13 protein-coding genes are annotated in these 13,511 nt (G+C 75.5%); 11 read left to right on the top strand and 2 right to left on the bottom strand.

What is annotated here, in order from left to right:
• Positions 1-7 precede the first annotated feature (7 nt).
• Both SM793_RS20155 and SM793_RS20150 read right to left on the bottom strand, forming a co-directional pair.
• Positions 8-940 carry a class I SAM-dependent methyltransferase gene (locus tag SM793_RS20155; protein WP_320439619.1) on the bottom strand — a complete coding sequence of 311 codons (933 nt, stop codon included), beginning with the start codon at positions 938-940 and terminating at the stop codon, positions 8-10.
• A gap of 4 nt (positions 941-944) precedes the next feature.
• Entirely contained in the window at positions 945-2,030 is a 1,086-nt protein-coding gene (locus SM793_RS20150) for an alpha-hydroxy acid oxidase (protein WP_320439618.1), read from the bottom strand.
• 205 nt (positions 2,031-2,235) lie between these two features.
• On the opposite strand from SM793_RS20150, the gene SM793_RS20145 reads away from it, so the two are divergent.
• From SM793_RS20145 to SM793_RS20095, 11 genes are all read left to right on the top strand, one after another.
• Positions 2,236-3,666, top strand: a complete 1,431-nt coding sequence (locus SM793_RS20145) for a class I adenylate-forming enzyme family protein (RefSeq protein WP_413815996.1) — start codon at positions 2,236-2,238, stop codon at positions 3,664-3,666.
• Between the two features lie 222 nt (positions 3,667-3,888).
• Entirely contained in the window at positions 3,889-4,164 is a 276-nt protein-coding gene (locus SM793_RS20140; protein WP_320439616.1) for a phosphopantetheine-binding protein, read from the top strand.
• Positions 4,161-4,469, top strand: a complete 309-nt coding sequence (locus tag SM793_RS20135; protein WP_320439615.1) for an acyl carrier protein — start codon at positions 4,161-4,163, stop codon at positions 4,467-4,469. Before SM793_RS20140 ends, SM793_RS20135 begins: the two co-directional genes overlap by 4 nt.
• Complete coding sequence (locus SM793_RS20130; RefSeq protein ID WP_320439614.1) at positions 4,466-5,587, top strand: beta-ketoacyl-[acyl-carrier-protein] synthase family protein; 1,122 nt, start codon at positions 4,466-4,468, stop codon at positions 5,585-5,587. The genes SM793_RS20135 and SM793_RS20130 overlap by 4 nt, the downstream gene beginning before the upstream one ends.
• Positions 5,584-6,186 (top strand): hypothetical protein, encoded by a 603-nt coding sequence (locus SM793_RS20125; RefSeq protein ID WP_320439613.1) that lies wholly within the window; start codon positions 5,584-5,586, stop codon positions 6,184-6,186. The genes SM793_RS20130 and SM793_RS20125 overlap by 4 nt, the downstream gene beginning before the upstream one ends.
• Positions 6,187-6,385: 199 nt before the next feature.
• Positions 6,386-8,077 carry a class I adenylate-forming enzyme family protein gene (locus tag SM793_RS20120; RefSeq protein WP_320439612.1) on the top strand — a complete coding sequence of 564 codons (1,692 nt, stop codon included), beginning with the start codon at positions 6,386-6,388 and terminating at the stop codon, positions 8,075-8,077.
• A complete protein-coding gene (locus tag SM793_RS20115) occupies positions 8,074-9,336 on the top strand; it encodes a beta-ketoacyl-[acyl-carrier-protein] synthase family protein (protein WP_320439611.1) in 1,263 nt (420 codons plus the stop codon). The genes SM793_RS20120 and SM793_RS20115 overlap by 4 nt, the downstream gene beginning before the upstream one ends.
• Positions 9,337-9,406: 70 nt before the next feature.
• Complete coding sequence (gene hppD, locus SM793_RS20110) at positions 9,407-10,420, top strand: 4-hydroxyphenylpyruvate dioxygenase (RefSeq protein ID WP_320439610.1); 1,014 nt, start codon at positions 9,407-9,409, stop codon at positions 10,418-10,420.
• A gap of 37 nt (positions 10,421-10,457) precedes the next feature.
• On the top strand, positions 10,458-11,372 hold the full coding sequence (locus tag SM793_RS20105; protein WP_320439609.1) for a phytanoyl-CoA dioxygenase family protein: 915 nt from the start codon (positions 10,458-10,460) through the stop codon (positions 11,370-11,372).
• On the top strand, positions 11,369-12,439 hold the full coding sequence (locus SM793_RS20100; protein WP_320439608.1) for a thiamine pyrophosphate-dependent dehydrogenase E1 component subunit alpha: 1,071 nt from the start codon (positions 11,369-11,371) through the stop codon (positions 12,437-12,439). Before SM793_RS20105 ends, SM793_RS20100 begins: the two co-directional genes overlap by 4 nt.
• Positions 12,436-13,395 carry an alpha-ketoacid dehydrogenase subunit beta gene (locus tag SM793_RS20095; RefSeq protein WP_320439607.1) on the top strand — a complete coding sequence of 320 codons (960 nt, stop codon included), beginning with the start codon at positions 12,436-12,438 and terminating at the stop codon, positions 13,393-13,395. The genes SM793_RS20100 and SM793_RS20095 overlap by 4 nt, the downstream gene beginning before the upstream one ends.
• The last annotated feature ends 116 nt before the right edge of the window (positions 13,396-13,511 follow it).

Below are 13,511 nucleotides of genomic sequence, written 5' to 3'. Positions count from 1 at the left end.
CGTCGGGTCAGCGGTCGGCCTCGACGTAGATGGTCTCGTCGGTACGGAAGGCGGTGTCCAGGTCGGCGACGTCGGCGCGGACGCCCTCACGGTAGGCGCAGTGGCGGATCCGGTCCTCCTCGAAGCCGGCCTCGGTGAGGACGTAGCGCAGTTCGTCCAGGTCGTAGATCCACTGGTGGCCGTAGTAGCGGAAGATCTGGTTGACCAGGAACGCCGGGCGCTGCGGCATCGGCGGGCCGAAGCCCATGGTGGTGAGCCGGCGGTGGTGCTTGCCGAGGAAGCCGTCGCCCGTCGCGTAGCCGTTCAGGTAGCGGGCCAGGTCGGGGGTGGTGATCCGGAGCACGCCGCCGGGGCGCAGGACCCGGCGGACTTCGCGCAGCCAGCCGATCGCCACCGGCATGGTGACGTGCTCGATCAGGTGCTCGGCGTACACCCAGTCGACGGCGGCGTCGGCGAAGGGCAGCGGGCGGGAGATGTCGAGCTGGGTGAACCAGCGGTCGCTGTCGACCCGGTAGAGCGTGCCGGGCTCGGTGGCGGTGCCGGGACCGCGGAGCGCGGTGAGGTCGCTGCCGAGGCCGCCCGGATGGGCGGTCCGGAAGGCCGCGAACTCGATGCCGGTGAGGCCCAGGGCGGTGAAGTCCTGGTGGTCGAACGGGAGCCCGCCGTCGGCCGGTTCGAGGCTCCGGCAGGTGGCGACGTCGGCGCTGAAGCGGTCGAGCTGCTCGGCGAGGCCGTCGGGGTCCTCCCAGTCCCAGCCGGGGAAGGCGTCCTGTCTGTTCATGGTCTCGGTCTTTCGGTCGCGGCGGTCGGGGTGGAGGTCGGGGTAAAGGTCGGGGCGGGCGCCAGGTCGGGCGCCGGATCGGGTGCCGGAGCGGGCCTCGGGGCGGGCCTCGGCGGAGCGGGCCTCGGAGCGGGCCTCGGCGGGGCGGTCGGTGCGCACACGGTCAGACCGGCCAGGGCACGAGGGCGGTGCGGTCCAGGTCCGCGATCGAGGGGCGGCCCAACAGGGCCATGGTGTGCTCCAGTTCGTCGCGCAGCAGGTCGAGGACCTGTCCGACGCCGGCCTCGCCGCCGGTGGCCAGGCCCCAGAACGCCGGACGGCCGACCAGGACCGCGCGGGCGCCCAGGGCGAGCGCGACGGCGATGTCGGCGCCGCTCCGGACGCCGCCGTCGAGCAGCGCCGGGATGTGCGGGGGCAGGGCGTCGACGACCTCGGGCAGCGCGGCGAGGGCGGGCAGCGCGCCGTCGAGTTGGCGGCCGCCGTGGTTGGAGACCACCACCGCGTCCACACCGTGGTCGGCGGCCCGGCGGGCGTCCTCGGCGGTCAGCACGCCCTTGAGGACCAGCGGCAGCCGGCTGCGTTCGCGGAGCCAGGCGAGGTCGGCCCAGGTCAGGGTGGGGTCGAACTGCTCCCGGGCGTGCTCGGCGATGCCCGAACTCCCCTGGCCCGCGTGGTGGCTGGCGGCCATCAGGGCGGGGTCGAGGTTGACCGCGCGGATCTCCGGCGGGACGGCGAAGCCGTTGCGCAGATCGCGCAGCCGGCGGCCGATCCGGGGGGCGTCGACGGTGAGCAGCAGGGCGGCGTAGCCGGCCGCCTCGGCGCGTTCGACCAGGGCGGCGAGGGCCTCCCGGCGGCGCAGCCAGTAGACCTGGAGCCAGAGCGGGCCGGTGGCGGCCTCGGCGATGTCCTCCAGGGTGCGGCTGGCGAAGATTCCGGCGACGAGCAGCGCGCCGGCCTTTCCGGCCGCCCGGGCGGTCGCTGTTTCCCCGTCCGGATGGACCAACCGGTGGTAGGCCATCGGGGCAATTCCCACCGGGAGTTGCAGTGTGGTACCGAGCAGATCGACAGCCGGGGAGCACACGGAGACGTCGACGAGCGCGCGCGGGCGGAACGCATGGCGTCCGAACATTTCCCGGTTCGCCGCCAGGGTGCGTTCCGCGCCACTGCCGCCTTCGACGAAGTCCCAGATTTCCGGGGCAAGTTGATCGCGCGCCGCGCGTTCGATCCCGGCCAGCGTGAGTGGTGCCACGGGCGTCCTCGTTCCCGGACCGGCCGCGTTCGGACCGGCCCACGGATCGGCAGCGTAGGAGGTCTGGACCTGATTGGTATAGACCTTGATTTGACCAATCGTCTGTGCAATCGTCTGGCAACGGAATTGGACGTATTGCCTGGTGTCGACGACGACCCGGGAAAGTAGCGACCAAGTGTCCATGACAAATCTCCTCACGTGTGGAGTGGCGTTGACCGGCTTTTCCTCTTCTTCACCGGCGCCCTTCTCACCCCCGCACGCCGATGCTCCCGCCGACTGGGTCGACCGGGTGCTGCTGGCCGGACCCGGGGGTGAGGAGTGCCTCCGCTTCGGCGCGCCCGTCGACCGCGACGCCCTGCGCGCGCTGGTCGCCGAGCAGACCGAACGACTGGCCTCGGCCGGACTCGGCCCGGGCGGCACCGCCGCCCTGCGGCTGCCGCCCTCCCTGGGCTTCGTCGCCGTACTCCTGGCCGCCTGGCGGCTGGGGGCCCAGGTGGCGCTGCTCGACCACCGGCTGACCGAGCACGAGGTCGAGCAGGCGGTCGCCCGACTGCGCCCGCAGGTGCTGGTCGGCTCCGCGGGGCGGCCCGCGGCCTCCGCCCTGCGCGGCTACTCCGCGGTCGACCCGGTGGCCGTCGCACGGCCCGACGGCCGGCCCGCCGGGACCGGCCACGCGCTGGTCCAGCTCAGCTCGGGCTCGACCGGCCCGGCCAAGGTGATCGCCCGCACCGCCGGCGACCTGATCCGGGAACTCGACTGCTACCGCAGGCTGGTGGCGTTCCCCGGCGAGGGCGAGCGGGTGGTGCTGCTGTCCTCGGTGGTGCACGTGCTCGGCCTGGTCGGCGGGCTGCTCAACAGCCTCCACGCGCACGCCCCGCTCACCGTCCCGGACCGGATGACGGCGGCGGGCATCCTCGCCACCGTCGCCGACGACGACCGCCCGACCACCGTGATCGGGGTGCCGTTCCACGCCGAACTGCTGGCCGCTGCCGCCGATCCGCCGGAGCTCCCGCAGCTGCGGCGGATGGTGGTCGCCGGCGAACTGGTCCGGCCCGGCCTGTCCGACGCCTTCACCGCCCACTACGGCGTACCGCTCGGCACCATGTACGGGATGACCGAGCTCGGGGTGATCGCCACCGACCTGGACGGCACCCTGCACCCGGCCAAGCAGCCCGTGCACGGCATGGAACTGCGGCTCGTCGACGGCGAACTGCGGCTGCGCACCGCCGCCTCCCCCTACCCCGGGCTCGACGACCCGACCCGCTGGGCGGACGGCTGGCTGCACACCCGTGACGCCGCCACCCTCGACCCCGCCACCGGCCGGGTCACCGTACTCGGCCGCCGGGACTCGCAGGTCTCGATCGGCGGTCTCAAGGTCGACCTCACCGAGGTCGAGCAGACCCTCGCCGCCCTCCCCCAGGTGCGGGAGGCCGTCGTGGTCTTCGACGAGGGCGCGATCGAGGCCTACCTCTCCGCCGAGGACGGCGCCGACCGGGCACTCGTCCAGGACGGGCTCGCCCGGCAGCTGGCCGCGTACAAGCGGCCGCGCCGGCTCGCCTTCCTCCCCCAGCTCCCCCGTACCGCCACCGGCAAGCTGCTGCGCGACCCGGCCGCCCTGCGCGCCGCCGCCGGCTGAACCGGGCGCGCCGCGACCCGGCGCGCCCGCCCGCATGCCACCCCACGCCACCGGCCGGAGCCTCGCGCCCCGGCCGCCACGAACCGCCCGGAAGGGCAGGGCGAGATTCCCCGACGGGCAGCCACGGCTGCCCCCGGGCACCCGAGTCCGCCCCGAAGGACCGCTTTCCCCTCCCCGACGACCCCGTGCGCACCGCCTGCGCCCGGGCACAAGGAGCACACCATGCAGGACCGCATCCGCGCGTTCGTCCTCTCCGCACTGGCCGAGATGCAGTACGACGTCGACGGCGTCACCGGCGACACCGACCTCGGCCCGGCGGGCCTGGACCTGGAGTCGCTCGCCCTCGCCGACCTCTCGGTCCAGGTCGAGGACGAGTTCGGGGTCAAGTTCGACCTCGACGAGATGGAAACCACCGCGCTGATGACGCTCGACCAGTTCACCGCCGATGTCGAGGCCCGGATCACCGCCGCCACCGCCACCTCGGGCAGCCCGGCGTGACCGACCTCGCCCGCCCCGACCGGGCCGAGGTCCTGGAGATGCTCGCGGCGTTCGGGCAGCGCGCCGCCGAGGACGTGCCCGATGAGCTCGGCTCGCTCGAACTCACCTGGCTGATCGCCGAGTTCGAGCAGCGCTACGGCATCGAACCGGACCTGGACGACGAGGCTTTCGAGGCCGTCCGGACGGTGGACGAGGCCGTCGCGGTGTTCCGCGCGGCTGTGCTCGCGGCCGGCGACGTCGCCGTCGGCAGCGCCTCGGCGAGCGGTAGCCCCGTCGGCGGCGTCGCGGGGGCCGCGCGGCCATGAACCGCCACGCCCCGACCGCCGTCCGGCCCGTGGTGACCGGCGTCGGCGTGCTGAGCGCCGCCGGCGAAGGGACCACCGCGCTCACCGAGGCCGTCGTGCACGGCAAGGCCGCGTTCGGCCCGGTCACCCGGTTCGACGTCTCCACCCGCCGCACCACCCGCGCCGCACTGCTGCCCGAACCGCGCCCGCTCGCCGACGCGGTGCTCGCCGCCGTCGGCCAGGCCTGCCGCCGGGCCGCCCTGGACCCGGCCGACCCCGACGGCGGCCCGCCCGTGCTGCTCGCCCTCCACAGCGACCGGCACACCCGGGCCACCCTGGCCGAGGTCGCCGCCGGGACCACCGCCCGCTGGGGCGGTCCGGGCGTCCTGCGCGCCTACACCGGCGCCTGCGTGGCGGCCGGAACGGCCGTCGCCGACGCCGCCCAACTGGTCGCCACCGGCCGTCGGACCCGGGTCCTGGTCGCCGCCGGGCACCTGGTCGAACCGGGCGTCTTCGCCGCCTTCGACGCCGGCCGGGCGCTCGCCCGGGACGGCGAGCTGCGCCCGTTCAGCACCGGCCGCAGCGGCACCCTGCTCGGTGACGCGGCGGTCGCCGTCCTGGTCGAGGCCGAAACCGAGGCCGAGCGGCGCGGCGCCCCCGTGCTGGCCCGGCTGGCCGGCTGGGGCCGGGCCGGCGACGCCCACCACGTCTGCCGCCCCGAACCCGGGGGCGACGGCGTGGCCCGGGCGATCGAGGCCGCGCTCGGCCGGGCCGGCGTCGCGCCCGAGGAGGTCGACTACGTCAACGCCAACGGCACCGGGTCGACCCTCTCCGACCACGCCGAGGCCCTCGCCCTGCGGCGGGTCTTCGGCGGGCACACCGACCGACTGCCGGTCAGCTCCAGCAAGTCCGTGCACGGCCACGCCCTCGAAGCCTCGGCACTGCTCGAACTCGTGGTCACCATCGGCGCGTTGACCGGCGGACTGCTGCCGGTCAACGCCGGCTGGCTGGGGCCGGACCCGGAGATCGGCCTGGACCTCGTCCTGGACGGCCCGCGCACCGCCCGGCCGCGCTACGCGCTCACCCTCAACTCCGCCTTCGGCGGCGCCAACACCGCACTCCTGGTGGCCGCCCGATGACCGCGCTGCGCATCCTCGCCGAGGCCGCCTGGCCCGACCCCGAAGCCCGCGGGCCCGAGCAACTCCCGCCGCTGCCCGGCTTCTCCGCGTCCACCTTCAACCCGCTGGTCGCCGAGACCGCCGAACGCTGCCTGCGCGCCCACTACGGCACGGCCCCCGCGCCCGGCCGGACGGCACTGCTGCTGGCCAGCGCGAGCGGCGACCTCGCCACCGCCCGGGCCATCGAGGAGGCCGCCGCCGGCACCGCCCGGCGGATGCCCCCGCTGCTGTTCTTCCAGTCCAACCCGAACGCCGTGCTCGGCCACATCGCCGCCCGATGGGGCCTGACCGGCCCCGTGGTGGCGATCTGCCCGAGCCAGCCCCCGCCACCCGGACGGGTCCCCCAGGACGCGCTGGACCTGGCGGAACTGCTGCTCGCCGACGGCGACGCCGACCAGGTGCTCGTCATCGCCGCCGAACAGGCTGACCAGGCCGCACAGACCGAACAGGCCGCGCCGACCGAGCAGACCGACGAGGACACCGACGCCACCGGCTCCTCCGACTCCACCGGCCCGGAAAGCACCGACCGGGCGGTGGCCCTGCTGGTCACCGCCGCCTGACCCCGGACCCCGAACCGACCCGGGCAGCGACCCGAAGCAGCCACCCGAAGGACCGACCCGAAGGACCGACCCGAACCCGCCGACCGACCGCCCCGCCCAGCCCCACCCCCTGCGCACCCAGCGGCGCGAGCGGTCCCCCGCCCGCCGCGTCCCGCCGCAGCACGCCCGCACGCCCCGCACCTCGGGAGGGATCCACCCCGTGAGCATCCGCAGTATCCGCACCCTGCTGGCGGACGACCCGGCCGTCGGCGCCGGCAACGTCCTCACCCGCCGCATCGAACTCGGCCTCGGCCTCGACGAGCCGCTGCTGACGTTCGACACCCCGGTGGACGAGCACCCCGCCTGGCACCCGCTGACCCTCACCGAGCTGGACCGCGCCGTCCGGGCCCGGGCCGCCGCCCTGCACGCCCTCGGCATCGGCCGCCGCGACCCGGTGGTGGTCTACGCCGGCGACGCCGCCGACCAGGTCCTCGCCTTCCTCGCGCTGGCCCGGATCGGCGCCATCCCCGCGCTGCTCAACCCCAACCTGGACGGCGAGCGGGCCGCCCGCTACATCGCCAAGCTCGGCCCGGTCGGCGTCCTCGCCGACCCGCCGCACCTGGCCGCGCTGGCCGGCCACCCGACCGGCGCCCCCCTGCTGCCGGAGATCGCGACGCTCGGCGCCGGCGACCCCCAGGCCGCCCCCGCGCCCTACCGGCACTCGGCCGACGACCCGGTGGCGATCACCCACTCCTCCGGCACCACCGGGCTGCCCAAGGCCGTCGTCCACTCGCACGCGAGCCTCTACGCGGCGATCCGCCACCGCGCCCGGCTGCCCCGCCCGCAGGGACAGGAGCGGATGCTCAGCGCCCTGCCCGCCCCGCACGCCGCGACCCTGATCGCGGTCAACCTCTCGCTCGCCTCGCACACCCAGCTCGCCGTGCTCTCCAGCCAGTCCGGCGCCGGTGTGCTGGACGCGATCGAGCAGTGGCGCCCCAGCGGCGTGGTCGGCTTCGCCGCCACCTGGGCCGAACTCGCCCACCACGACCTCACCGCACGGCGGTTGGACTCCGTCGCGCTCTGGTGGAACACCGGCGACTGCGCCCACGAGGTGCACATCCGCCGCCTCGTCGCCGCCGGCAGCCGGGAATCGGTCACCCGCGAGGGCCGGGTCCGGGTGCCGGGATCGCTGTTCGTGGACGGCCTCGGCTCCACCGAGATGGGCCACTCGCACTTCTTCATCACCCACGGCCCCGGCACCGAACGCTACGGCCGCTGCGTCGGCCGCCCGCACGCCTTCGTCGACTGCGAGCTGGTCGGCCCGGACGGCGAGCCCCTGGGCCCCGGCGAGGTCGGCGAACTCGCCACCACCTCACCGACCCTGGCACTCGGCTACTGGAACGACTCGGCCACCACCTACCGCACCCGGCTGCGCGGCCGGTTCCTCACCGGCGACCTCATGTACCGGGACGAGGAGGGCTACTACTACCACGTCGACCGGGCCGTCGACTCGGTCGAACTCGGCGACGGCAAGCGGCTGTTCACCGCCATGTCGGAGGAACGGGTGCTGGCCGCCCTCCCCGACGTGCTGGACTGCACCGTGGTCGCGGTGCGCGACGGCGACCGGGTGGTCACCGATGTGCTGCTGGTCCTCGCCGCCGGCGCCGACCCGGGCGCCGACCGCACCGAGACCGTCACCGCCGCCCTGGACGAGGCCGCCGCGGCCACCGTCCGCCAGGTGCTCGTGGTCTCCGGGGACGACATCCCGCTCGGCCCGACCGGCAAGGTGCGCAAGGTGCTGCTGCGCCAGCGCTACCTCGACTCGGTCGCCGCCGCCCCGGTCGCCGCCGCTCCGGCCACCAACCCGCTCGCCGCCACTCCGCTCACCGCCGCCCCGGTGGCCGCCCGATGAGCGCCGCCCGCCGCCCGGGCGCCGTGGTCACCGGCATCGGCCTGGTCACCCCGCTCGGCCGCAAGCCCGCCGAGGTCTTCGACGCCCTCACCGCCGGCCGCTCCGGCATCCGCGCCGTCCCCGAGGGCCACGCCGCCCACGGCTGGCTGACCGCCGCCGGGATCGCCCCGGCGATCGACGGCCGCGAGGTGCTGCCGCCCACCGAGACCCGCTGCGTCGACCGCTTCGTGCTGCTCGCGCTGGCCGCCGCCGACGACGCCCTCGCCGACGCCGGCCTGGTCGTCGGCCGGGACGCCGACCCGCACCGCACCGCGGTGGTGCTGGCCACCGGCGGCGGGGGGCTGGAGACCTTCGAGCAGCAGTCGCAGCGGCGGACGGAACGCGGCCGGCCCGGCGTCAGCCCGTACCTGCTGCCCGGCATGCTCTCCAACATGGCCACCGCCCGGATCGCCATCAAGCACGGCATCCGCGGTTTCAGCACGGCCATCGTCACCGCCTGCGCGGCCGGCGCCCAGGCCGTCGCCGAGGGCCTGCGCCTGATCCGCTCCGGCGACGCGGACGTGGTGGTGTGCGGCGGCACCGAATCCTCGCTGCACCCCACCATCGCCGCCGCCTTCACCAACGCCCGCGCACTGGCCTCCGGTTGGGACGACCCGACGCAGGCGAGCCGGCCGTTCGACAGCCGCCGCAACGGCTTCGTGCTGGGCGAGGGCAGCGCCGTCCTGATCCTGGAGAGCCCCGAGCACGCCGCCGCCCGCGGCGCCGCCGGCTACGCCGACCTCACCGGCTGGGGCGCCTCCACCGACGCGCACCACCCGACCATGCCGCGCCCCGACGGCGCGGGCGCCGCCGACGCGATGCGCTCGGCCCTCGCCAACGCGGGCCTGAGCCCGGCCGACATCGGCTACGTCAACGCCCACGGCACCGGCACCAAGCTCGGCGACATCGCCGAGACCGCCGGCCTGCGGGCCGTCTTCGGCGGACACACCCCCGCGGTCAGTTCCACCAAGGGGGCCACCGGTCATCTACTGGGCGCCGCAGGCGCGTTGGAGGCAGCGGTCACCGCTCTGGCGGTGGCTCGGGGGGCGCTGCCACCGACCGTCAACCTCACCGAGCCGGACCCGGCCTGCGACCTGGACCACGTCCGGGGCGCGGCCCGCACCGGCCCGCTCACCGCGGCCATGAGCAACGCCTTCGCCTTCGGCGGGCACAACCTCAGCCTGGTCTTCGAGCCCGCCTCCACCCCGTCCCTCCGCTGACGCCCCCAGGCGCAGCCCGGACACCCGTGCCAGGCCACTCGTCAACTCGCGATCCCCCGGGGAGATCCCGTTGTCCATCCAGTCCATAGCCCACGTCGAGTACCACAGCGCCGACGCCGACGCCACCGCGGCGGCGCTCTGCGCCGACTACGGCTTCACCGCCGTCCCGCCCGAGCCGGACCAGCTCGCCGCGGCCGAGTCCGCGCACGCCCGCACCGTCCTGGTGCGCCAGGGCGGCATCCGGTTCCTGCTGCGCTCCGCCGACGACCCGGCGCACCCGGTGGCCCGCTACGCCGCCCGGCACGGCGAGGGCGTGGCCGCCCTCGCGCTGTCCTGCCCCGACCCGCAGGCCGCCCTCGACCGCGCCGAGCGGCACGGGGCCCGTGTCCTGGACCGGGCCGGCGGGCTGGTGGCCGGCTTCGGCGACACCGCCCTGCGGTTCGTCCCCGAGGTGCCGGCCGCACCCGAGCCGGCCGGGTCCGGCCCGCAGCTGCTGGACGCCCTCGACCACGCCGCGATCTGCCTGCCGGCCGGCCAACTCGCGGACGCGGTGCGCTTCTGCGAGGCCGCGCTCGGCATGCACCGGATCTTCGGCGAGTACATCGAGGTCGGCGAGCAGGCGATGGACTCCAGCGTGGTGCAGAGCGCCTCCGGCGAGGTCACCTTCACCCTGATCGAGCCCGACACCAGCCGCCGGGCCGGCCAGATCGACACCTTCCTCGCCGACCACGACGGCGCGGGCGTCCAGCACCTGGCCTTCCGCACCGGGGACATCGCCACCGCCGTGCGCGGCGCCCGCGACCGCGGCGTGGCGTTCCTGACCACGCCCGGCACCTACTACGACGCGCTCGCCGAGCGGCTCGGCGAGACCGCCATCCCGGTCGAGACCCTGCGCGAGCTGGACGTCCTGGTCGACCAGGACCACGGCGGGCAGCTGTTCCAGATCTTCGCCCGGTCCACCCACCCGCGCCGGACGTACTTCGTGGAGCTGATCGAGCGCCAGGGCGCCGGCACCTTCGGCACCGCCAACATCAAGGCCCTGTACGAGGCCGTCGAACGGCAGCGCGCCGCCGCCTCCGTCTGAGTCCACCCGCACCGCCCGAAGAGGAGGCCCGACCCCCATGACCACCGCACCCGAGTTCCAGCTCACCGAGGCCGAACGCGCCCTGCTGCCCACCCCCGAGGAGGTGGCCGGCTACCTGGAGCACGGCTGGTACCTGTCCCGCCGGCTGTTCAGCGACGAGGAGCTGGACACCCTCCAGGCCGCCACCGAGCACTACTACACCGGCCACCGCGACCGGACCCTGCCGGTCCGCCCGCCGCGGCTGGCCTCCTGGGAGGCCGCGGACGGCCCGGTCCAGCGGCACAACGACTACGTGCACTACGAGAGCGACGCGATCGGCGCGATCCTGCGCAAGCCGCTGCTCGGCGCGGTCGCCGCGCTGCTCGCCGAGGCCGAGGAGATCAGGGTCTTCCAGGCGACCCTCATCTACAAGCCCCCGGTGCCGGGCGAGCCCAGCAACCAGGTGCCGTGGCACTTCGACAAGCACTACTGGCAGACCTCCTCCTCGGACCGGATGCTGACCGCCTTCCTGCCGTTCCACGACTGCGGCGAGGAGAACGGCACCATCACCATGATCGACGGCAGCCACCGCTGGAAGGAGCTGTCCTCCGGGGAGGACTCCACCCGGCACTTCGCCGAGCGCGACAACTCCGAGCTGGACTCCATCCTGGACGCCAACGCGGAGTACAACGGCACCGAGGTCCGCAAGGTCCCGATGGTCATCCCGCGCGGGCACGTCAGCTTCCACCACTGCCGCACCTACCACGGCAGCGGTCCCAACCTGGCCACCCACCCGCGCCGGGCGGTCTCGCTGCACCTCCAGGACGGCGGCAACGCGTACCAGGCCGCCACCCGCCCGGACGGCGGGCCGGTGGTCTACAACCACGACGTGCTGGTCCGCCGCACCCCCGACGGCCGGCCCGACTACGCCGACCCGGACTTCTGCCCGACCGTCTGGCGGGGAGCGCGGTGACCCCTGGGGCACCTGCCGGCACCACGCCTGCCGACGCCGTGCCGGGCGACACCGTGCCGGGCGACACCGCACCGGGCCCCTCACCTGCCGTGGCGGCGCTCGACACGCCCGAGCGGCGGTACCGGATGCTGCGGCTGATCCGCTCCTTCGAGGAGCGGGCCCTCGGCCTGGTCACGTCCGGGGTGATCACCGGCGGCATCCACCCCTACATCGGGCAGGAGGCCGTCGCGGTCGGCGTCTGCGCCGCGCTCGGCGCCGGCGACCGGCTCGCCTCCACCCACCGGGGCCACGGCCATGTGCTGGCCCGGGGCCTCGACCCCGCCCGGCTGCTGGCCGAACTCGCCGGGCGCGTCGGCGGGTCCAACCGGGGCCGGGGCGGCTCGATGCACGCCGCCGACCTGCGGCTGGGCATCCTCGGCGCGAACGGCATCGTCGGCGCCGGCGCCCCGATCGCGGTCGGCGCCGCCTGGGCCGACCTTCGGGCCGGCTCGGACGCGGTCGCGGTGGCCTTCTTCGGCGACGGCGCGCTCAACCAGGGCGTGCTGCTGGAGTCGCTCAACCTGGCCGCGATGTGGCGGCTGCCGGTGCTCTTCGTCTGCGAGAACAACGGCTACGCCACCACCCTGCCGGCCGGCACCGCGGTGGCGGGCAGCGCGGTCGGCCGGGCCGCCGCCTTCGGCATCCCGGCCGCCGAGGTGGACGGTATGGACACCGAGGCGGTGCGGGCCGCCGCCGAGGAGGCCGTCGCCCGCGCCCGGAACGGCGGCGGGCCCGGCTTCCTGGAATGCCGCACCTACCGGTTCGAGGGCCACCACACCATGGAACGGCTGATGAAGCTGCACTACCGCACCCCCGAGGAGGTGGCCGCCTGGCGCGAGCGCGACCCGCTCCCCCGGGCCGCCGGCGCGATCGGCGCCGGGCGCGCCGCCGCCCTTGACGCCGAGGTCGCCGCCGAACTCGCGGCGGCCGAGGAGTTCGCGCTCGCCTCGCCGCACCCCGACCCGGCCGGCGCCGCCGACCATCTGTACGCCTCCGGGCTGCGGCCCCGGGCGGGGGCGGTCGTATGAGACTGTCGTACACCAAGGCGCTCAACCGGGCGCTGGCCGACGAGTTGGACGCCGACCCCGCGGTCTGCGTGTTCGGCGAGGACATCGGCGCCGGGATGGCCGGGCCCACGCTCGGGCTGCTGGACCGGTTCGGCACGGAGCGGATCGTCGACACCCCGCTCTCCGAGCAGGCGTTCACCGCGATGGCGGTCGGTGCGGCACTGGCCGGGCGGCGGCCGGTGCTGGAGTTCCAGATCCCGTCCCTGCTGTTCCTGGTCTTCGAGCAACTCGTCAACCAGGCGCACAAGTTCTCGCTGATGAGCGGCGGGCAGGCGGGCGTCCCGCTGACCTGCCTGGTCCCGGGCTCCGGCTCCCGGACCGGTTGGGCCGGCCAGCACTCGGACCACCCGTACAGCCTGTTCGCGCACGCGGGGGTGAAGACCGTCGTCCCGGCCACGCCGACCGACGCCTACGGGCTGCTCCGCTCGGCGATCCAGGACCCGGACCCGGTGGTGGTGTTCGCCCCGGCCGCCGCGCTGCCGGTCCGCGAGACCGTCACCTGGGACCTCGCCCCGGTGCCGCTCGGCCGGGCCAGGGTGCACCGCGCCGGCACCGACGTCACCCTGGTGGCCGTCGGGCACCTGGTGCACGACGCCCTGGCGGTGGCCGAGGAACTCGCCGGTGAGATCTCGGTCGAGGTGCTCGACCCGCGCACGCTGTACCCGTTCGACTGGGCCGCGCTGGGCGAGTCGCTGGAGCGCACCGGGCGCCTGGTGGTGATCGACGACTCCAACCGCAGCTGCGGGATCGGCGCGGAGGTGCTGGCCACCGCCGCCGAGGAGTTCCGGCTCACCGCCCCGCCCCGCCGGATCACCCGGCCGGACGGCACGGTGCTGCCGTTCGCCCCGGCGCTGGACCGGGCGCTGCAGCCCGACCGGGAGCAGCTGCGGCACGCGCTGCGCGCCGTCATGAAGTAGGTCCCGCGCCGGACGCGGCACCGAACGCCCCGGGGGCGGCCACCACGGCCGCCCCCGGTCGGCGTTCGGAACACTCCTTTGCGAAGCGCCCGTCCGGAGCACCCCGTCCGGAGCGC

Origin of the sequence: Kitasatospora purpeofusca (assembly GCF_034043715.1) — a bacterium.
GTDB classification, from domain to species: Bacteria; Actinomycetota; Actinomycetes; order Streptomycetales; family Streptomycetaceae; genus Kitasatospora; species Kitasatospora purpeofusca_A.
This window is presented reverse-complemented; position numbering and strand designations above follow the sequence as displayed.

Coding starts and splice junctions, on each gene's coding strand:
- SM793_RS20140 (WP_320439616.1), top strand. CDS start 3,889: ATGCAGGACCGCATCCGCGCGTTCGTCCTCTCCGCACTGGCCGAGATG.
- SM793_RS20130 (WP_320439614.1), top strand. CDS start 4,466: ATGAACCGCCACGCCCCGACCGCCGTCCGGCCCGTGGTGACCGGCGTC.
- SM793_RS20125 (WP_320439613.1), top strand. CDS start 5,584: ATGACCGCGCTGCGCATCCTCGCCGAGGCCGCCTGGCCCGACCCCGAA.
- SM793_RS20115 (WP_320439611.1), top strand. CDS start 8,074: ATGAGCGCCGCCCGCCGCCCGGGCGCCGTGGTCACCGGCATCGGCCTG.
- SM793_RS20105 (WP_320439609.1), top strand. CDS start 10,458: ATGACCACCGCACCCGAGTTCCAGCTCACCGAGGCCGAACGCGCCCTG.
- SM793_RS20095 (WP_320439607.1), top strand. CDS start 12,436: ATGAGACTGTCGTACACCAAGGCGCTCAACCGGGCGCTGGCCGACGAG.